The organism is Arenibacter sp. 6A1 (assembly GCF_012272855.1).
Lineage (GTDB): Bacteria > Bacteroidota > Bacteroidia > Flavobacteriales > Flavobacteriaceae > Arenibacter.
In genome coordinates this window covers 73,563-93,448 of sequence record NZ_JAAXCQ010000001.1, presented here as the reverse complement: position 1 = coordinate 93,448, position 19,886 = coordinate 73,563, and the positions used below count along the sequence as shown (strand labels likewise).

20 protein-coding genes are annotated in these 19,886 nt (G+C 37.6%); 15 read left to right on the top strand and 5 right to left on the bottom strand.

Annotated elements, in window-relative coordinates:
- From HCG49_RS00370 to hisIE, 9 genes are all read left to right on the top strand, one after another.
- Positions 1-816, top strand: coding sequence for a prohibitin family protein (locus HCG49_RS00370; RefSeq protein WP_168467587.1), 816 nt, complete (start codon positions 1-3; stop codon positions 814-816).
- A gap of 241 nt (positions 817-1,057) precedes the next feature.
- Positions 1,058-1,915 carry an ATP phosphoribosyltransferase gene (gene hisG, locus HCG49_RS00365; RefSeq protein WP_168467586.1) on the top strand — a complete coding sequence of 286 codons (858 nt, stop codon included), beginning with the start codon at positions 1,058-1,060 and terminating at the stop codon, positions 1,913-1,915.
- A 116-nt stretch (positions 1,916-2,031) separates the two neighbouring features.
- Positions 2,032-3,315 carry a histidinol dehydrogenase gene (gene hisD / locus HCG49_RS00360; protein ID WP_168467585.1) on the top strand — a complete coding sequence of 428 codons (1,284 nt, stop codon included), beginning with the start codon at positions 2,032-2,034 and terminating at the stop codon, positions 3,313-3,315.
- Between the two features lie 56 nt (positions 3,316-3,371).
- Positions 3,372-4,421, top strand: a complete 1,050-nt coding sequence (hisC, locus tag HCG49_RS00355; RefSeq protein WP_168467802.1) for a histidinol-phosphate transaminase — start codon at positions 3,372-3,374, stop codon at positions 4,419-4,421.
- A 50-nt stretch (positions 4,422-4,471) separates the two neighbouring features.
- Positions 4,472-5,605 (top strand): bifunctional histidinol-phosphatase/imidazoleglycerol-phosphate dehydratase HisB, encoded by a 1,134-nt coding sequence (gene hisB / locus HCG49_RS00350; protein ID WP_168467584.1) that lies wholly within the window; start codon positions 4,472-4,474, stop codon positions 5,603-5,605.
- A gap of 74 nt (positions 5,606-5,679) precedes the next feature.
- Positions 5,680-6,264: an imidazole glycerol phosphate synthase subunit HisH gene (gene hisH, locus HCG49_RS00345; protein WP_168467583.1), complete on the top strand. Its 585-nt coding sequence runs from the start codon at positions 5,680-5,682 to the stop codon at positions 6,262-6,264.
- Between the two features lie 131 nt (positions 6,265-6,395).
- Positions 6,396-7,133, top strand: a complete 738-nt coding sequence (gene hisA / locus HCG49_RS00340) for a 1-(5-phosphoribosyl)-5-[(5-phosphoribosylamino)methylideneamino]imidazole-4-carboxamide isomerase (RefSeq protein WP_168467582.1) — start codon at positions 6,396-6,398, stop codon at positions 7,131-7,133.
- A gap of 61 nt (positions 7,134-7,194) precedes the next feature.
- The gene (gene hisF / locus HCG49_RS00335; RefSeq protein WP_168467581.1) at positions 7,195-7,950 is read left to right on the top strand and encodes an imidazole glycerol phosphate synthase subunit HisF; all 756 of its coding nucleotides are present in this window, start codon (positions 7,195-7,197) and stop codon (positions 7,948-7,950) included.
- Positions 7,951-8,012: 62 nt separating this feature from the next.
- Positions 8,013-8,654 (top strand): bifunctional phosphoribosyl-AMP cyclohydrolase/phosphoribosyl-ATP diphosphatase HisIE, encoded by a 642-nt coding sequence (gene hisIE / locus HCG49_RS00330; RefSeq protein ID WP_262888030.1) that lies wholly within the window; start codon positions 8,013-8,015, stop codon positions 8,652-8,654.
- A gap of 11 nt (positions 8,655-8,665) precedes the next feature.
- On the opposite strand, the gene HCG49_RS00325 is transcribed toward hisIE, so the two are convergent.
- Positions 8,666-9,052, bottom strand: a complete 387-nt coding sequence (locus tag HCG49_RS00325; protein ID WP_168467580.1) for a hypothetical protein — start codon at positions 9,050-9,052, stop codon at positions 8,666-8,668.
- Positions 9,053-9,180: 128 nt separating this feature from the next.
- Positions 9,181-9,996, bottom strand: a complete 816-nt coding sequence (locus HCG49_RS00320; protein WP_168467579.1) for a DUF1853 family protein — start codon at positions 9,994-9,996, stop codon at positions 9,181-9,183.
- 78 nt (positions 9,997-10,074) lie between these two features.
- On the opposite strand from HCG49_RS00320, the gene HCG49_RS00315 reads away from it, so the two are divergent.
- A complete protein-coding gene (locus HCG49_RS00315; RefSeq protein WP_168467578.1) occupies positions 10,075-11,217 on the top strand; it encodes a vWA domain-containing protein in 1,143 nt (380 codons plus the stop codon).
- A gap of 49 nt (positions 11,218-11,266) precedes the next feature.
- Positions 11,267-12,736, top strand: coding sequence for a magnesium chelatase (locus HCG49_RS00310; RefSeq protein ID WP_168467577.1), 1,470 nt, complete (start codon positions 11,267-11,269; stop codon positions 12,734-12,736).
- A 34-nt stretch (positions 12,737-12,770) separates the two neighbouring features.
- Here HCG49_RS00310 and HCG49_RS00305 read toward each other — a convergent pair whose 3' ends face one another.
- Positions 12,771-13,043: a hypothetical protein gene (locus HCG49_RS00305; RefSeq protein WP_168467576.1), complete on the bottom strand. Its 273-nt coding sequence runs from the start codon at positions 13,041-13,043 to the stop codon at positions 12,771-12,773.
- 2,017 nt (positions 13,044-15,060) lie between these two features.
- Here HCG49_RS00305 and HCG49_RS00300 point away from each other — a divergent pair.
- From HCG49_RS00300 to HCG49_RS00285, 4 genes are all read left to right on the top strand, one after another.
- The gene (locus HCG49_RS00300; RefSeq protein ID WP_317167441.1) at positions 15,061-15,747 is read left to right on the top strand and encodes a tRNA pseudouridine(38-40) synthase TruA; all 687 of its coding nucleotides are present in this window, start codon (positions 15,061-15,063) and stop codon (positions 15,745-15,747) included.
- Between the two features lie 146 nt (positions 15,748-15,893).
- On the top strand, positions 15,894-17,000 hold the full coding sequence (gene corA, locus HCG49_RS00295) for a magnesium/cobalt transporter CorA (protein WP_168467574.1): 1,107 nt from the start codon (positions 15,894-15,896) through the stop codon (positions 16,998-17,000).
- A gap of 214 nt (positions 17,001-17,214) precedes the next feature.
- On the top strand, positions 17,215-17,718 hold the full coding sequence (locus HCG49_RS00290) for a Dps family protein (protein ID WP_168467573.1): 504 nt from the start codon (positions 17,215-17,217) through the stop codon (positions 17,716-17,718).
- A 134-nt stretch (positions 17,719-17,852) separates the two neighbouring features.
- Entirely contained in the window at positions 17,853-18,038 is a 186-nt protein-coding gene (locus HCG49_RS00285; protein ID WP_168467572.1) for a hypothetical protein, read from the top strand.
- A gap of 106 nt (positions 18,039-18,144) precedes the next feature.
- Here HCG49_RS00285 and cysM read toward each other — a convergent pair whose 3' ends face one another.
- Complete coding sequence (gene cysM / locus HCG49_RS00280; protein ID WP_168467571.1) at positions 18,145-19,029, bottom strand: cysteine synthase CysM; 885 nt, start codon at positions 19,027-19,029, stop codon at positions 18,145-18,147.
- Positions 19,019-19,813 (bottom strand): serine O-acetyltransferase EpsC, encoded by a 795-nt coding sequence (gene epsC, locus HCG49_RS00275; protein ID WP_168467570.1) that lies wholly within the window; start codon positions 19,811-19,813, stop codon positions 19,019-19,021. Before epsC ends, cysM begins: the two co-directional genes overlap by 11 nt.
- Positions 19,814-19,886 lie beyond the last annotated feature (73 nt).

Genomic DNA, 19,886 nt, shown 5'->3' with positions numbered 1-19,886 from the left:
ATGGACAAATTACCAAAAATTGCATTACCAGTAATAATCGGTTTTATTTTAGTGATCATCTTAATTTCGAAATCTGCCATCACCATAAACTCGGGAGAGGCCGGGGTGTTGTATAAAACTTTTGGCGGGGGAGTAGTAACCGATGAAGCGCCCTTAGGAGAAGGTTTTCAAATTGTTGCCCCGTGGAACAAAGTATTTATCTATGAAGTAAGACAACAAGAAGTTTTTGAGAAAATGAATGTATTGTCTTCGAACGGATTGGATATCAAGTTAGATGCTTCTATTTGGTTTGAGCCTAAACGCGAGTTTTTAGGAAAACTACATCAAGAGAAAGGAGAGCAATATGCACAACGAGTGTTGTTGCCTGCGATTAGATCGGCCGCTAGAAGTGTTGTAGGGCGTTACACGCCTGAACAACTGTATTCTAGTAAAAGAGATGCTATACAACACGAGATATTTGAAGAGTCTAAAAAGATAGTAGAAGATCAATATATTCAGTTAAACGATATATTGGTAAGAGACGTTACGTTGCCTTCGACTATAAAAGAAGCTATTGAGCGTAAACTAAAGCAAGAACAAGAGTCTTTGGAATACGAGTTTAGACTTGTTACTGCCCAAAAAGAAGCAGAAAAAGTACGTATAGAGGCTCAAGGAAAGGCAGATGCTAACCAGATTTTAAGCGCTTCCTTAACCGATAAGATTTTGCAGGATAAAGGTATCGATGCTACTATAAAACTATCGGAATCTCCAAACTCTAAGGTAATCGTTATAGGGAGTGGAGACTCTGGTATGCCAATCATTTTGGGGAATCAATAATAATTTAACAAACTGTCATGAAAATGTGTAGTATAAAAATTTGAAAGTTATACGCTTATATACTACTTTTACAGCATCATGAAAAATAAAAACACACATCATCATCATTTCCATACTGGCCATCAAGCGAGATAGAAATGTATTGTTGTAATTAAAATATAATCTAACCCGTTTGAGCAATCAAACGGGTTTTGTTTTTTCTGCCTGTTTGTTTCGCTCAGGCAAAATCTAAAAATTGAAAATGAAAAAAATTAGAATTGCAATTCAAAAAAGTGGACGTCTTAATGAGGATTCACTGCAGATTTTAAAAGATTGTGGTATATCCATAGACAATGGAAAGGACCAACTTAAAGCATGTTCAAGGAATTTTCCTTTGGAAGTGTTTTATCTAAGAAATGGCGATATCCCACAATATTTAAGGGATGGAGTAGTAGATATTGCGATTATTGGAGAAAACGTTCTTATAGAAAAAGGTGGTGATATTTCTATAGCGGAAAAATTAGGCTTTTCTAAATGTAAAGTTTCTTTAGCGGTCCCTAAATCAATAAAATATAAAGATGTTACAGATTTTGAAGGGAAGCGTATAGCTACTTCCTACCCCAATACCGTCGTAAACTATTTGGAAAGTAAAGGGGTGAAATCTGATATTCACATTATTAATGGTTCTGTAGAAATTGCTCCTAATATTGGGTTGGCAGATGCTATTTGTGATATAGTCTCTAGTGGGAGTACGCTGTTTAAAAACAATCTAAAAGAGGTAGAAGTCATGCTGACCAGTGAAGCCGTATTGGCGGTATCTCCCTTGATTGATGCTGAAAGGCAGCTGTTGCTCGAAAAGCTGCAGTTTAGAATCCAATCCGTCCTCAGAGCCAGACAATCCAAGTATGTGTTGTTAAACGCTCCTAATGATAAGCTGGAAGAGGTAATTGCACTCCTGCCAGGAATGCGAAGCCCTACCGTTTTACCGTTGGCAGAAGAAGGGTGGAGTTCTATACACACTGTTATCAATAAAGATAAATTTTGGGAGGTCATAGACGAACTTAAAAAGGCTGGTGCCGAAGGTATTTTGGTTTGTCCGATCGAAAAAATGGTGTTGTAAGGATTGTATTCCTTTTAATAATACCTGAGAGAAAGGAGTTTTATTGAAGAATTATACAGCTGTTTTTGAGTAATCTTAATTGGATAAGAGGCTTAAAAACCTAAAAGGAGCATAGGATGAATAAAATTTATAATCCGATCAGAGATGATTGGAAAACGGTTTTGAAAAGACCCACGCAAACGGTAGCTGACATAGAAGATGTTGTCAAGAACGTTTTTAAGGAAATAAAAAGCGGAGGGGATGCTATTGTTAAAAAATATACCGAAAAATTTGACGGTGCCAAAATGGATACCAATTTGGTGTCTGTTTCAGAGATTGAAGCAGCAAAGGAATTGGTGTCTACAGAGCTTAAAGAGGCTATTCAACAAGCAAAGGGCAATATAGAGCGCTTTCATATAGCTCAAAAGACCGAAAAAGTTAGTGTAGAAACTGCGAATGGGGTGCTTTGCTGGCAAGAAAAACGACCTGTCCAAAAAGTAGGTTTATACATCCCGGGCGGAACAGCTCCCTTGTTTTCTACAATTCTTATGTTGGTGGTGCCTGCAACGATAGCTGGTTGCCAGGAGATTGTACTGTGTACGCCTCCTAGTAAGGAAGGCAAAGTAAATCCGGCAATTTTATATGCAGCCGATCTTTGCGGGGTTACAAAAATATTTAAAGTAGGAGGTATACAGGCTATTGCGGGGATGACCTTTGGAACTGAAACTATTCCGCAAGTGTATAAGATTTTTGGGCCAGGAAACCAGTTTGTTACCGTAGCAAAGCAATTAGCGACCCAATTTGGGGTAGCTATAGATATGCCTGCCGGTCCTAGTGAACTCTTGGTGATGGCCGACGATACGGCCAATGCGGCCTTTGTAGCCTCTGATTTATTGAGTCAGGCCGAACACGGTGCCGATAGTCAGGTTATTTTAGTGTCTACCTCAAAAAACTTTATCGATGCGGTAGAAATAGAGGTTGCATTGCAACTTCAAGACCTGCCGCGAAAAGCTATAGCAGAAAAATCGATAGGGAATAGTAAACTGATTTATGTAGAAGACGATCAGACCGCCGTAGATCTTATCAACGAATACGGACCGGAGCACTATATTTTATGTGTAGAAAATGAAAGCTTCTTTTTAGAGAATGCCTACAATGCGGGCTCGGTTTTTATCGGGAACTACACTCCTGAAAGCGCCGGGGATTATGCCTCCGGAACGAATCATACTTTGCCTACCAATGGGTACGCCAAACAATATAGTGGGGTAAACCTAGATAGTTTTATGAAAAGTATGACCTTTCAGAAAATATCCAAGGAAGGTATTTCTGAAATTGGAAAGACTATAGAGGTTATGGCTGAAGCCGAAGGCTTGCATGCTCATAAAAATGCGGTGACCCTAAGGCTGAAAAGTCTAAAATAAATTCGGAATAAAAAGAACATATTACAGGCTATTAAATTGGTAGCGATATATTGAAGATGGTAGAAAATTTTAACATAGACAAATTGGTCCGAGACAATGTCAAAGGACTAAGCCCGTATTCTTCGGCACGTGACGAATACGTTTCGGATGGCTCTAAAATGATTTTTTTAGACGCCAATGAGAATCCTTTTGACAACGGAGTTAATAGGTACCCCGATCCGCAACAAAGAAGCCTAAAAGCAGTGTTGGCGACACAGAAAAAAGTTGCTCCAGAACAAATACTCCTGGGGAATGGTAGTGATGAGGTGTTAGATTTGCTTTTTAGGGCTTTTTGTGAACCTAAAACAGATAATATTATAAGCCTTCCGCCAACTTATGGGATGTATAAAGTGCTTTCGGGTATCAATAACATCGAGAACAGAGAGGTGTTGTTAACCGAAAACTTTGAGCCTAACGTAGCTGAGATTATTCGTAGAAGCGATCAGAACAGTAAATTGCTTTTCCTGTGCTCTCCCAACAATCCTACCGGAAATAGCTTTTCAAAAGCGGTAGTAAAGGAATTGTTGCAAAGCTTTAATGGACTGGTGGTAGTTGATGAAGCTTATATTGACTTCTCTCCAGAGGACAGTTGGATCCAGGGGCTAAAAGAGTATCCTAACTTGGTCGTAACCCAGACCTTGTCTAAAGCCTATGGTTTGGCAGGAATTCGACTTGGTATTTGCTATGCATCGACAGAAATTATTGCCGTTTTAAATAAGATTAAGCCACCGTATAACGTCAATGAGCTTAGTCAGCAAAGAGCCTATGAGCGCTTGAAGGACCAAGAAGCGATAGATCGGGAAATAAGGGCTATTTTAGAACAGCGCGATTGCTTGTCCAAGGCATTGTTGGAATTGCCTTATGTTGAAAGAATTTTTCCTTCAGATGCTAATTTTATTTTGGCAAAAGTAGACGACGCCAATAACCGCTATGAGAAATTATTGGCAAAAGGAGTAGTGATCAGAAATAGAACCACACAGCCATTATGTGAAAACACCTTGCGGTTTACGGTAGGTACACCGGTAGAGAATGAACAATTGATAAAAGCTTTAAAAGAAATACAATAACCAAATATATACCACAACCCTTATTATTTAAGAGTTGGGTGATCATAGCTATGAAAAAAGTACTATTTATAGATAGAGACGGTACCATTATTAAAGAAACCGTGGATGAGCAGATTGATGCTTTTGAAAAAATGACCTTTTACCCTAAAGCCTTTACTTTTTTAGGGAAAATTGCCAAAGAACTAGATTATGAATTGGTGATGATAACCAATCAGGATGGGTTGGGAACCGACTCCTTTCCGGAAGATACTTTTTGGCCAGTGCACAACTTTATCTTAAACTCCTTTGAAAATGAAGGGGTAGTTTTCGATAAAGTATTTTTAGACAAAACCTTTCCGCATGAAAATGCCAATACTAGGAAGCCTGGAACTGGACTGCTGACGGAATATTTCTCGGACGAATATGATTTAGCCAATTCCTTTGTTATTGGCGATAGGCTTACAGATATTGAATTGGCTAAAAACCTAGGCTCTAAAGGAATCTTCATCAATGATGATACTCATTTAGGTACTGGGGAAATCACCGTTCAAAAAGACGAGTTGTCCTCGTATATTGCCTTGGAAACCAATGATTGGGAGCAGATTTATGAGTTTTTAAAACTGCAGGACCGTGTTTCCGAAATACAACGTACTACCCATGAGACCGATATTTTTATAAAACTGAATCTTGATGGTACAGGGAAGAGTAATATTAGTACTGGCCTAGACTTTTTTGACCATATGTTAGATCAATTGGCACGTCATGGCCAAATGGATCTGGATATTAAAGTGAAAGGAGACTTAGAGGTCGACGAACATCACACCATAGAAGATACTGCCATTGCCTTAGGGGAGGTATTTGCCAAAGCCCTAGGGAATAAGTTAGGAATAGAACGCTATGGTTTTTGTTTGCCAATGGACGATTGTTTAGCTCAGGTAGCGATAGATTTCGGCGGTCGTAACTGGTTGGTATGGGAAACAGAATTTAAACGCGAAATGATCGGTAAAATGCCAACCGAAATGTTTTATCATTTCTTTAAGTCCTTTACTGATGGAGCAAAGGCTAATTTGAATATTAAGGCAGAAGGAACCAATGAGCACCATAAAATAGAAGCTATTTTTAAGGCTTTTGCTAAGGCCATCAAAATGTCGGTTAAACGCGATGTCGAAAAAATGGTATTGCCTAGTACCAAGGGAGTGCTTTAATCCTTGGGAGGGTGTGAAAAAATATTTGAAAACTAAATTCCCCCTCCTTTTGGAGGGGATATAGATCAAAAGAAATGAAAATTGTAATTATCAATTACGGCGCAGGCAACATACAGAGTATTAAATTCGCCATTCAGCGCTTAGGGTACGAGGCGGTTCTGAGTAGTGATAAGGAAGAAATCCTGGCAGCCGATAAGGTTATATTTCCCGGTGTAGGGGAGGCCGGAAGCGCTATGGGAAAATTAAAAGACAGTGGCCTACATCTTCTAATTCCTCAATTAAAACAACCGGTATTAGGGATTTGCTTGGGGATGCAGTTGATGTGTAAGGCAACGGAAGAAGGGAATACTTCGGGATTGGGGATTTTTGAGGTAAATGCCGTGAAGTTTTCTAACAAGGTGAAAGTGCCTCAGATAGGGTGGAACCAAATAGCTAAGTTCGATTCCGTTTTGTTTAATGGAGTATCGGAAAACGAATATATCTATATGGTACATAGTTTTTATGTTCCGATCTGTAAAGATACCATCGCAGTAACCAATTACGACCTAGATTATAGTGCAGCCTTACAGAAAAATAATTTTTACGGTACTCAGTTTCATCCAGAAAAAAGTAGCCTCGTAGGAGAGCGTATACTAAGGAACTTCTTAGAGGTTGTTTAATAAGCATATAAAGGTTTATGGCATTGAATATTAGGTCGGTATTTTGCTTTAAATAAAGTGCTTAAATAAGAATTACAAATTTAAAAAGACCCTGTTTAAGTTTTGATGTTTTTAAAACTTAGGGAAATTATATGAGAATAATACCAGCAATAGATATTATAGAAGGAAAGTGCGTAAGACTCTCTAAAGGAGACTATGACACTAAAAAGATTTATAACGAAAACCCTTTGGAGGTGGCCTTAGAATTTGAAGCCCACGGCATAGAATACCTTCATTTGGTTGATCTGGACGGTGCCAAGTCGCACCATATTGTCAATCATAAGGTATTGGAGCAAATAGCTTCTAAAACCAATTTGAAAATCGATTTTGGAGGAGGGTTAAAATCCGATGATGATCTGCGTATTGCCTTCGATAGTGGCGCAAGTCAAATAACGGGAGGTAGTATTGCGGTAAAAGATAGAGCTGTATTTACAAAATGGATCAGTACCTACGGAGCCGATAAAATAATCTTGGGCGCCGATGCCAAGGATGAAAAAGTTGCAGTTTCTGGATGGCTCGAAGAGTCCAAAGAAGAATTGATACCTTTTATTCAGTCCTACCAAAAAGAAGGGATTAGCTATGTTATTTGTACCGATATTAGTAAGGATGGCATGTTAGAAGGGCCTTCTTTTGATTTGTACGAAAAAATCTTATTAGCAGCGAAAAATGAAGCAACTAAGATAAAACTAATAGCCAGTGGGGGGATATCATGCTTTGAGGAGCTTCCTAAATTGGCCGAATTGGGCTGTGAAGGTACTATTATAGGCAAGGCGATTTATGAGAATAGAATTAGCCTTAAACAGTTAGAAAACTTTATCCTAGGAAAATAGAAAGGTGTTTAACCACTGAATATAGTGAAGCTGATTAGTTTCAGCGTGATTAGAAAAAGATATGTTGACGAAAAGAATTATACCGTGTTTGGATATTAAAAACGGACGTACCGTTAAAGGAATCAATTTTGTTGATTTAAGAGATGCCGGCGATCCTGTGGAACTGGCAGAAATCTATGCACAAACCGGGGCAGATGAATTGGTTTTTTTAGATATCTCGGCTACCGAAGAAGGACGTAGAACCATGGCCGATATGGTCTTGAGAGTAGCAGAGAAAGTGAATATTCCCTTTACGGTAGGAGGGGGAATCTCATCGGTTGAAGATGTCGATATCTTACTGCACAACGGTGCGGACAAGGTTTCTATAAATTCATCGGCCGTAAAAAATCCACAGTTAATTAATGACCTAGTGGCTAAATTTGGCTCTCAATGTATTGTAGTAGCTATAGATGCCAAACAAATTGACGGACAATGGGTTGTTCATCTGGTAGGGGGGAAAGTGCCGACAAAATTAAACCTGTTCGATTGGGCCAAGGAAGTAGAGCAGCGTGGAGCCGGGGAAATACTGTTTACCTCTATGGATCACGATGGTACTAAAGACGGGTTTGCAAACGAGGCCTTGGCTAAATTATCGACAGAATTGAATATTCCGATTATTGCATCGGGAGGTGCAGGGAAAATACAGCATTTTACCGATACCTTTTTAAAAGGGAAAGCCGATGCCGCTTTAGCAGCCAGTGTTTTTCATTTTAAAGAAATAGAGATCAAAGACCTAAAAGAAGAATTAAAACGGAACAATATTCCAGTAAGAATATAAATAAAACAAGAGGGCTAAAAGAGCCGGGAAAATGAATCATCCCGCTAAATGTTCTTTCCTTCATGACCAATGTAACAATGATGACAATAGACTTTAATAAGAACAACGACGGATTGGTACCAGCGATCATTCAAGATGCAACGACCCAAAAAGTACTGATGCTGGGGTATATGAATCAGGACGCTTTTGAGAAAACCCAAAAAACCCAAAAGGTTACTTTTTTTAGCAGAACCAAACAGCGTTTATGGACCAAAGGCGAAGAAAGCGGTAATTTTCTTCATCTAGTTGATATTAAATTAGATTGTGACCAAGATGCTTTATTAGTTAAAGTAAATCCCGTTGGTCCAACATGCCACAAGGGTACCGATACCTGTTGGGAAGAAGAAAATAACGATTCTTACGGGTTTTTAAGTAAACTCGAGGCCATTATCCAAAATAGAAAAGACCAAGCAGAAGGCAAGGTAGCCCAGGAAGAAGGCGCGAAGCCAAGTTATGTTTCGTCCCTCTTTAAAAGCGGCATCAATAAGGTTGCCCAAAAGGTTGGAGAAGAAGCTGTGGAAGTGGTTATAGAGGCAAAAGATAATGATGACAAACTATTTAAGGACGAAAGTGCCGATTTGTTGTTCCATTATCTAATATTACTCCAAGCAAAAGGCTTTTCGTTAAAAGATATTGTCGCGGTGTTGGAGGCACGCCATTCTTAAAAAATTTAAGATTATTTGCTGGCTTCTGGTTCAGTACTAAAACACTCGTCCATTAGCCCAATAAGGTCTTGGGTGCTATTGTAGACTTTCTTGCTATAATAGCGCCCTCTGTCCCAATCGATCGGATCAGAGGCCTTTTTCGCATCTTCAATATTTTCTGCAACCCTGTCGGAGAGGTTATCGCATTTACAATCTGTTAGGTATTCGGCAATTTTTTCATAAGAGACCAAAGCTTTGGAAGAAGCATACTTTTGATGGTCAAAATTATTAGCCTTTAAGGCTTTTTTTGCATGCATTAAGGCGTAGGTAGCCGTGGAATAAGCGAGTTCACAGTTGCTTTTCTCAGGAAGGGTATACGTATATATAAAAGCGAATAAAAAACAGTATATTTTAATCATCGTCAAAAAAGCTTAAGATTGGTTCTTAGAAGAACGAATTATATATGCTTTTATTGTTTTTTTCGGCATTCGGAAAACCAGTTTCTACGTCTTCTAGATAATATCCCATGTTTTTTGCTTTAAAAATATCACCACCAAACGATAAAATGCTTTTCTATGGGCTGCAACGGCTTTTTGATCCATATCAAAAGCGACTGCTCATTTTTTATATAATTCCTTACCGTTGGTAAAATATTAAAATGAGAGCTCCAGATGACATCTTTATGTGGGTGTGTGGGCCATTCCTTTTTGGAAGGAATATAGTATTCGAATTCTCGAAAATTTTCGGATTCAAAGATTTGTAAAGAAAACCAATACCCTATGATGCATTTTGGATTGAAGGAGGGTAATGTTGTTTTTTTATTGGTAAAGGGTATAAACAATTGTGCTTTAAAGCATACGTGATGCTGTAATTCTCCCTGGGCTATCCCTAGGTCGCTTAAAGCTAATGCTCCCTCGGGAGAATATAGTAAGGGGATTTGGTGGTTTATAATTTTTTCCTTTTTTCTAAAAAATGAATCCCTTCGGTTAGGGCCTATCAATTGCTGTTGTTCTTCTGGAATATTGGTATCTACTAAATAAAACTTATAGGTAAGCTCTATGTGTATAAGAAGGTTTTCGGTTAAATTTTCTACAATAAAATCTATTTCACCTAAACTGATCTTGTTTTTTCTAACTGGAGTGTTATGTGCTAGGATACGGTAGGAGGGAGCACTATTGATTAGCTGAAAGAAAACCTGCTCTAATTGATGCCCTAATCTTAGATTCGTAGGTAATGGTTGAGGGTTAAAATCTTTAAAATCTATCTCGGGAAAATCAAATTGTTGTAAACCATTTAATTGACCGATCCATAATGGCGGTGTTTCATAAAATCCAATAAACCTTGACAAGTTCTTGTCTTCCATAGCTGTTCGGTACGCTTTGATCCGTTAAGTTTTGTTTAAAAAGCGCAAGATATAAACCAAATGTATTAAATTTATAGTATGGGCAATAATAAAAGAAAAGGGTTTCGCTTTTCCAATTACGAAGCACCTGAACTGACTCCATTCGATAAACTTTTTGATATTTTCAAAGAATTAATCACACATACTTCGGGCGATGTAGAGGAGGCTTTGGATTGGCTAAGGGAGTTAGATAAGGAATACGAGCTTACCGACGAGAATTATACCATTGACGACTTTATAGAAGACCTTAAAAATAAAGGATTCCTTAGGGAAGAGCATAAAGGAGGTAAGGATGATGGTGTGGGCGCCGGAAAGAGCGATATGGCCATCACGGCTAAAATGGAGCGCATTATTCGTCAGGCGGCCTTAAATCAAATATTTGGAAAAATTAAACGCAGTGGTAACGGCAACCATAAGACCGGTACCTCGGGCAGGGGAGATGAGCATATGGGCGAATTGCGAGAATATCGTTTCGGCGATAGCCTAGAGCGTATTTCCATGACAGAAAGTTTGAAAAACGCCCAGATTAACCATGGAATGGGGAACTTTTATCTCAGTGAAGAAGATTTAGTGGTAGAGGATACCCAATATAAAGCCCAAATGAGTACCGTGCTGATGATCGATATCAGCCATAGTATGATTCTTTATGGGGAAGATAGGATTACCCCGGCCAAAAAAGTAGCCATGGCTTTGGCAGAACTCATTACTACCCGATATCCAAAGGACACTTTGGAAGTGCTGGTATTTGGAAATGATGCCTGGCCCATTCCTATAAAGGATCTGCCTTATCTAAAAGTAGGTCCCTACCATACCAATACGGTTGCGGGAATATCACTGGCCATGGATATGCTGAGAAGGAAAAAGAATACGAATAAACAGATATTTATGATTACCGACGGAAAACCAAGTTGTCTTAGGTTGCCCGATGGTACATATTATAAAAACAGTGTTGGCCTAGATGATTATATCGTGGAGAAGTGTTATAACATTGCTAGGCAGGCAAGGAAATTACATATCCCCATAACTACCTTTATGATTGCAAAAGACCCTTATTTAACGCAGTTCGTAAGGCAATTTACTGCAGCGAATAACGGGAAAGCTTTTTTTACCGGATTAAAAGGTCTTGGAGAAATGATTTTCGAGGACTATGAGCAAAATAGAAGAAAAAGATTAAAGGGATAAGCAATAACAATAAGAATCCTGCGACAATAGGGATTTAGAATATAGAAATATGTATGTAAACTATAAAGAAATTACCAACCTAGAACAGCTTAAAGCATCGGGCTACCAACCTAAGAAAATTAAAGACGAACTTAGGAATAACCTTATTCTCAAAATTAAAAACAAGGAAAATAGCTTTCCAGGGGTATGGGGGTATGAAAACTCCGTAATCCCCGAATTGGAAAGGGCAATCCTATCGCGACACAATATTAACCTGCTTGGCCTAAGAGGGCAGGCAAAAACTAGGTTAGCGCGCTTAATGGTAAATCTATTGGACCTATACATACCTATTGTTGCCGGTTCGGAAATAAACGATGACCCATTAAATCCCATTTCTAGATACGCTAAAGAATTGATAAAGGAAAAAGGAGGCGAAACTCCAATTTCTTGGTTGCATAGAGATGAACGGTTTTATGAAAAATTAGCTACTCCAGATGTTACTGTGGCCGACTTAATAGGGGATGTAGACCCCATTAAAGCGGCAAATTTAAAACTTTCATATGCCGATGACCGAGTAATCCATTTTGGAATGATCCCTCGTGCCAACCGCTGTATATTCGTGATCAACGAACTGCCCGATTTACAAGCAAGAATACAAGTGTCCTTATTTAATATCTTGCAAGAAGGCGACATCCAGATAAGAGGATTTAAATTGCGACTACCCCTCGATTTACAGTTTGTGTTTACGGCAAACCCCGAGGATTATACTAATAGAGGTAGTATTGTAACGCCTTTGAAAGATAGGATAGGGTCTCAGATATTAACCCACTATCCCGAAGATATTGCTACGGCTCGGAAAATCACCCAACAAGAATCTAAACTCGATAAGCGTCAGAAAGATGCGGTTTATGTGCCAGATTTAGCCAAGGATTTATTAGAGCAAATCAGTATCGAAGCAAGAAAAAGTGAATATGTAGATGCTAAGAGTGGAATCAGTGCCCGAATGAGTATAACAGCCTTTGAAAACTTGTTGAGTACCGCAGAAAGGCGGATTCTGAAAAGCAAAAAGGACAATACGGTGGTGAGATTGTTAGACTTTATGGGGGTCATACCTTCTATAACCGGAAAAATAGAACTGGTCTATGAAGGCGAACAGGAAGGTGCCGATGGTGTTGCTCAAATTTTAATTGAAGATGCCGTAAAATCGATTTTTGCCGAATATTTCCCGAAAATAGAAAAGCTAGAACGCAAGGATGTCGAAGGGCCATATGATGAGTTGATCAGTTGGTTCTTTAACGGAGAAGGGGTCGTTGTTTTAGACGATGCTACAGATGAAGAATACAAGAAGCAACTAGACAATATACCGCCACTTAATGCCTTAATGGAAAAATACAATCCAAACATTATAAAAGAAGACGTTTACTTCTTTAAGGAATTATTGCTCTGGGGGTTGGCCGCGTACAATAAACTTAGTAAACAGCGATTTACAGAAGGGTATGAATTTAAAGATTTATACGGGAATTATATTAAAGGGCTGTAAATAATGAGGAAACGTGGAGGTGTTATTCAATGTATTATTCCAGGTCCTTGTTTAAATAATCATGATTGTATTTCCCTACAAGGAGTTTGCGTTTAACAAACAAAAAAATGGTTAATAGTAGCAGTAACACCTTTAAACATATCATCAGTGTGGCCATGGGGATAAATGCTGACGGAATAATTCGGTCATGGAATTGTCCCAGAGACACAGCAGTGATCAGGGTTTCGATAATTTGAAACAGGTAAACCAAGCATATAAAATACATGGTATACTCAATGTTACGCATCACTGTGTCTGGGTATTCCATATTGGTAGTTTTAAACCATAAAATGTATAGGTACAGGAGATGAATGATGGCTAAAATTGGGAAAATGTAATTTTTGAGTTTGAAAAAATTAAAACGGTTGGAATATAGGCCGTAAAAACTTAAAACTACAATAATAAGAATCACCAAAAGCGATGAGAAGATGAAAATCTTCAGCATTTTTATGTTGGGGGAAGTATCCATATGCCTCGGTGTAAATAGAAATTCTTATACATAGATATTATTTTAAGCGGTAACTTATAAATAAAGTCGTTATGTTGTTGCCTATCGAAGCTTAACAAAAAATGCAATCAATGTATTTAGTTGTTGTTTGTTGATTTGGGCGTTCCCTCCTTCGTCGGGCGGGCACTTGGCTGTATCCCTTGCTCCGCTGCGGGGATGCCGCCGCGGTCCCTAACGCATAAGACCTGGATGATAATATCTCCTAAATAGTCAACACTATCTCCCCTGCTAAATGACGGGACTTTCGGTCAATAAAATTTATGTCACAATAATTGATGCTGCTTCTCTGAAATTGTTAAAATTAAAAATATTCGCCTATTTTAATTTTCCTGAGACCCGCACGAAAAATGCAGCGATTTGCATTTGGAGAGAAGGGACGAGCTGGCGCGTTGGCCTTGGATGAATAGGTATCCTCAATAAAAAAAAATCCAATGGAAAAAATAATAGATAACTACCAAAATATCTGGACAGTTATAGTTTAGTTATGAGATAATAAACCACTTCCTAAGGTCGCGCAATAAGTTTTCCTTTAAAAATAATAGGAGCTTTATAAAAAAGTACCGGTTTCTTATATAGACGTATAACAGAATCGCTTTTAAGTACTTAAAGTGGTGTTTATTGGTGCTTGTTTAATATTAAAAAGTGGTAATGGCCTAGTATTCGTTGTCTATGTCTAAAAGTTATAAGGCTCAGCAGCGCTAAGAAAAAATACATCAAGGATATCGAAATTACCGTGAAATGAAATGCTTCCGATTGCAGGGAGCTTTCGAACTTGCTATAAGAGAAGAGATTTATTAAAGCTTCAGCACCTCTATACATGTAAATTAAAAATGCAGGATATAAACCATATTCCAAATTTAGCACTGTGGAATCTATAGAGGTAGATCTTTTAATCCGATTGTTTAAAACATAAAGATATATAAGGTGAACAACGGCTAAAACTGGAAAAATATAATTATCGACCTTATTAAAGTAGAATTTATTGGAATAAAGACCATAAAAGTTTAATACAACTAGAAAAACCAGTGTGATCACTGATAGAAGAAGGCAAACTTTAAAGGAAAAAAAACGTAAAATGAATTTCATTCTGGGATTGTTCACTATTTTTTTCAAAACACAAAGATGGTGCTGAATTATTAAAACAATCAAATTAATCGATAAAAGGTATAAGTTGCTAGAGGAAATACCGTTTATCGGGAACACATTGTGTTTGATGAGGTATTTAATTAATAATTAAATTTAGACAGATATAATTACACAATGTGTTTAAGGTAATAAAGGGGGGCTAAACTAGGTGAAAAATGGCTTTTTTAAAAAAATAAAACACCGAAAAAAGACAATAATTTTATGTTGGTTTTTGATGTTGCTAGCTCCAGAAAAGCCTGTTATATCGGTTGTTTTTTAGAAATCCCATCTTTTCATGCTGTCTTTTCTTTACGAAAATTTCGAACTCCTAAAAAAACAGAAATGGAAACACAGGTTTTAGTTTAGCTTAAAAAGCAAACATCACTTGTGTTATAGTAGATAAAATGGTTTTATCCGCTGTTTTTGGAGTATAATTGATGGGTTTAGAGTATTATTGTTACCGATATATTAAAATATAATAAACTATATAGTCTTTTTGTTATCAAGAATAAATTTTAACAGAAAAAAACAAAACATTACAATTAACAAAAGCATGCAACGACAACGGTTTTATTACTTAATTCATGTGCAATTTTTAGGATTTCGGTATAGTGGTTGGCAAAAACAACCACAGCATAAAACAATAGAAGGCATGTTGGTTAAAACCTTAAAGTACATATTGCCCGAGAAGAAATTTAAAATTTTAGGAGCCGGACGGACCGACGCCAAGGTGTCTGCACTTAATACTGCCTTTGAATTGTTTTTAGATGACGAGCCCATAACGAGCCCTACTGATTTTTTAGAAGAATTCAATGCCAACCTTCCCCCAGATATCCGCGTAACCAGCATGGATACGGTCGATGAAAACTTTAATATCATCAAAGAAAGTAAATGCAAGGAATATGTGTATCTTTTTTCTTATGGGCAAAAGAACCACCCCTTTGCGGCTCCTTTTTTAGCCAATATTATAGAAGAATTAGATTTGGAATTAATGAAAAAAGGGGCGGCCCTGTTTGTAGGAACACATAATTTTTCTTCCTATACAGCTAGGTTGCAGCCCAATACCAAAGTGAACCGCACAGTTGATTCCTGCGAAATAAAGCGTAATGAAATATTACAGGCCAATTTTTTTCCCGAATACAGCTATGCCTTGCATATAAAAGGAGCGGGTTTTATGCGGTATCAAATAAGAATGATTATGGGAGCACTAATTCAACTTGGGAAAGGAATACTAACCCTCGAGGATATAATTATATCCCTGGAAGAAGTAGATTCCCCTACCTTAACTTTTGTAGCTCCTGGCTCTGGATTATTGCTGAATAGCCTAGAGTTTAATTAATACGATTTCCGATTCTTAAAAAATTCATTTACCAGATCCTTCTTCTTGTTTATTGTCGGAATTAAATTTATGTAGGAAGTCAATAAATACTAAATTAGTAGATAACTGTTTACGACTAGATTAGAAAAACCACAATAATAGAACCCATGGCCAAAAAGAAACCCAACAAAAATATACCTCCAAAAAAACACTCCAAAAGACATCAGAAAATGGGGAAAGCTCCAGGAACTGTTATTTACATGGGGAATAGGGACGGGGGGAGTACTTCGGTCAATGTATTGGAATATGATGAAAACTCTATCCTTGAGCGGACGATTGACCCAGATACCCCTGATGGGCTTACATTTATTGACGAGTTGACGGCTTCACCTACAACCACTTGGATAGATGTAATTGGGCTAAGCGACGAGTTTTTTGTAGAAAAACTAGGTAAAACACTTGGATTAAATCCATTATCCATTGAAGACGCCGTAAACACCAATCAGCGAGCAAAAATAGATGAATACGATAATTATATTTTTGGGGTTTTTAAAATGCTTTATTTAGACGCCGAAAATGAATTGGTGGCCGAGCATGTTGCATTGGTCTTGTCCAAGAATACCGTTGTGGTTTTTCAAGAGCTCAAAGACGATGTGTTTAATGGCTTAAGGGATCGTATTACAAACAAGACAGGGCGTATTAGGACCAGGTCTGCAGATTATTTGTTCTTTGCCCTTTTAGATGCTATCATAGATCATTATTACGTAGTACTTGAAAACGTAAACCTGAAAATTGAACTTTTAGAGGAGGAAGTATACGAAAATCCTAAATCACGAACCGCACATAAAATCCAGGAATTAAAGAAAGAAGTCCTTAGAATCAGAAGATATGTGTATCCTGTTAAGGAGCTTGTAAATAAATTAATAGATTCTGAGCATGAGCTCATTTCTAAGGATACCAAGCTTTTCTTGAGAGATGCTATGGATCACAGTACAGAAATAAATGAAAGCCTGCAGATATATAGGGAGATGTCTATGAGTTTAATGGAGATGTACATGAGCAATATCAGCAATAAAATGAACGAGGTGATGAAAGTGCTGACCATTATGGCTTCAATTTTTATTCCATTGACGTTTATTGTAGGGGTTTATGGGATGAACTTTGAAAATATACCTGAGTTAAAAATGCCGAATGGTTATTTTTACGTTTGGGGACTCATGTTAATAATCTTTATAGGCTTGTTAATATACTTCAAAAAAAAGAGGTGGCTTTAATTTTTGTTAAGTTAATTCTTCTTAATCTTCGTTAAAGGACGTTAAAAATGTGAGAAACACCCTTAAGGTTGTTATCTTGAGGGTGTTGGGAGACAAGGCCGATGCCTATCCAAATGGTTGTATTCCACCTGCTATTTTCTAGAATAGCCTTTCTTGTCAATATTCTTCCCAACTTAAAACATATTGTTCAATCACTAAAATTTATTTCATATTTATGACCTATCTAAATATTAAAGAAGAAAAATTGTTACCTGTAGTCGTAGAATTAAATACACTTTTGGCCGATTACCACATGTATTATCAAAAGTTAAGAAATTTTCATTGGAATATCCTTGGGAAAAATTTTTTCGAATTGCATCAAAAGTTCGAAGAACTATACGGAGATGCCAGGATAAAAATTGATGAGATTGCCGAACGGGTACTGACTTTGAGATATCATCCATTGAGTAATTATAGCGATTACCTCAAAACTTCGGCTATAGAAGAAAGTGAAAGTTTTTTAAACGATCGAGAAATGGTTTCCGAGATTTTAGGATCTCATAAAATTCTATTGAGCCAAATGAGTAAGGTTATACAGGCAGCCAATACGATAGAAGATGAGGGTACGGTAGATCTAATAGGAGCATATATACGCGATCTAGAGAAAACGAGCTGGATGTTGGATGCTTGGCTAAAAGACTCTTCCGATCATTTAAAAAGCGTTGCACAGGGCTCATAAAGTCTTTTTAAGAAGAAAAAAAAGTCAATTTTAAGCATTAAGGACTATGAATGTATCATTTTAACTGAAAATTGTATTATCTTGTTATTGAAATTGTTAGATGTCATATAATATAAACTTTTAAAATTCAAAAAATGAAAAAAGTAATTTTAAGTATGATTATGTTGTTTGCCTTTTCAGCCATTACGATTGGTTGCAGGGAAACAAAATCAACAGAAGAAAAAATTGAAGACGGAATTGAAAAAGTAGGCGATGATCTCGAAGAAGGTGTAGAGGAGATTGAGGATGAGATTGATGATGCCACCGATGATTCCCAATAAAAAAACAGGGAATTTACAGTAAAAAGAGCACCTCAGGTGCTCTTTTGTTATATACAATAATTCGTTTAAACTTCTTTCGAAGTAAGATTTTACAGTCTCTAGGAGGTTAATCGAATAAATCGGAGGACAGATAGCGATCGCCCCGATCACAAATTATAGTAACGATAACGCCTTTGTCTATACTTTGAGCAAGTTTTACAGCGGCCGCCACAGCACCGCCACTACTCATTCCTGCAAAAATCCCTTCTTCTTTTGCAAGTCGTTTAGCCATTTCGGCAGCCTCTTTTTGGCTAACCTCCATGACCGAATCTACCTTTTTAGGGTCAAATATCTTGGGAAGGTATTCTTCTGGCCATTTTCGTATTCCCGGAATTTTAGATTCATCGGTGGGCTGTACACCTACAACCTGTATCTTGGGGTTTTGTTCTTTTAAAAAAGTTGAGGTACCCATAATGGTTCCTGTTGTACCCATAGAAGACACAAAATGTGTTATTTTTTCTTTGGTATCCTTCCAGATTTCCGGGCCTGTGGTTTTATAGTGTGCTTTCCAATTGTCGTCGTTAGAAAATTGGTTGATCATAACAAAGCCTTCTTCCTTGACTTTTGCTTCGGCGTAATCCCTGGCGCCTTCAATACCAACATCTGCAGGTGTTAGGGTAACCTTTGCCCCGTAGGCTCGCATGGTCTGCACCCTTTCTTTGGTAGAGTTCTCGGGCATGACCAGTTCTATGTTTAATCCGTAGATACCGGCAATCATCGCTAAGGCTATTCCGGTATTACCACTGGTAGCTTCTATTAATTTAGAGTCCCTTGTATAATCGCCCCGATCTAATCCGCCTTTTATCATGTTTAAAGCAGCTCGGTCTTTCACGCTTCCTCCCGGATTATGGCCTTCGAGTTTAAAAAAAAGTTGAACGTTTGGGTTGGAATTTAGGGTAGTGGACAATACTAAAGGTGTATTTCCAATAATATCTAAAATACTATAAGGCATGTGAAATGGGTTTTATTTTAATTTCTGGGGAATGAAAAACGGTTGAGTTAGCAGGTACAGAAGCTGTTATCCATGCGTTTCCGCCAATTACGGAGTTTTTTCCAATAATGGTTTCACCCCCTAAAATAGTGGCATTGGCGTAAATGGTAACATTGTCCTCAATGGTGGGGTGTCGTTTTGTTTTTTGTAGGTTTTTGGCAACGTACAATGCCCCAAGGGTTACTCCTTGATATATTTTTACATTATCCTTAATGATGGCGGTCTCTCCAATAACAACACCAGTAGCATGATCGATAAAAAAAGATTCCCCTATTTGTGCTCCAGGGTTTATATCTACCCCAGTTTTGCTATGGGCGTATTCTGTCATTAAACGAGGAACTAAAGGAAATCCGTCCTTGCATAATTCATGGGCAAGCCTGTAAATAGCAATGGCATAAAATCCGGGATAGGCCAAATACACTTCTTCAATCGAGAGAGAAGCCGGGTCGCAGTCTACGATGGCCTCGGCATCCTTGTTTAGTTTTTCTAGTATTTTAGGTAATCTAACAACATAGTTGTCCCATACTTTTTTACAAGGTTTGTCTACCTTCCAGCAAGCTAAATCTACCAAGTGCTGAAATTCTTTCTCTAATAAATCCAAATTTTCGGCAACTGGAGTGTCAATATCAAAAAGCGTATAGAACAAGCGGTCTATAAAAAGTTCTGTCTTCTCTTTAAGTTCAAATCTTAAGTTAGGCTGTTTTTTATGCGCCTTTATGTTTTTTATTATTTCTGATTTATCCATGAATTCTATTCCTTATCAGTCAAAATTAACCATTAATTCAAAATCACCTCAATCTTATTTGGTTAACTTTGAT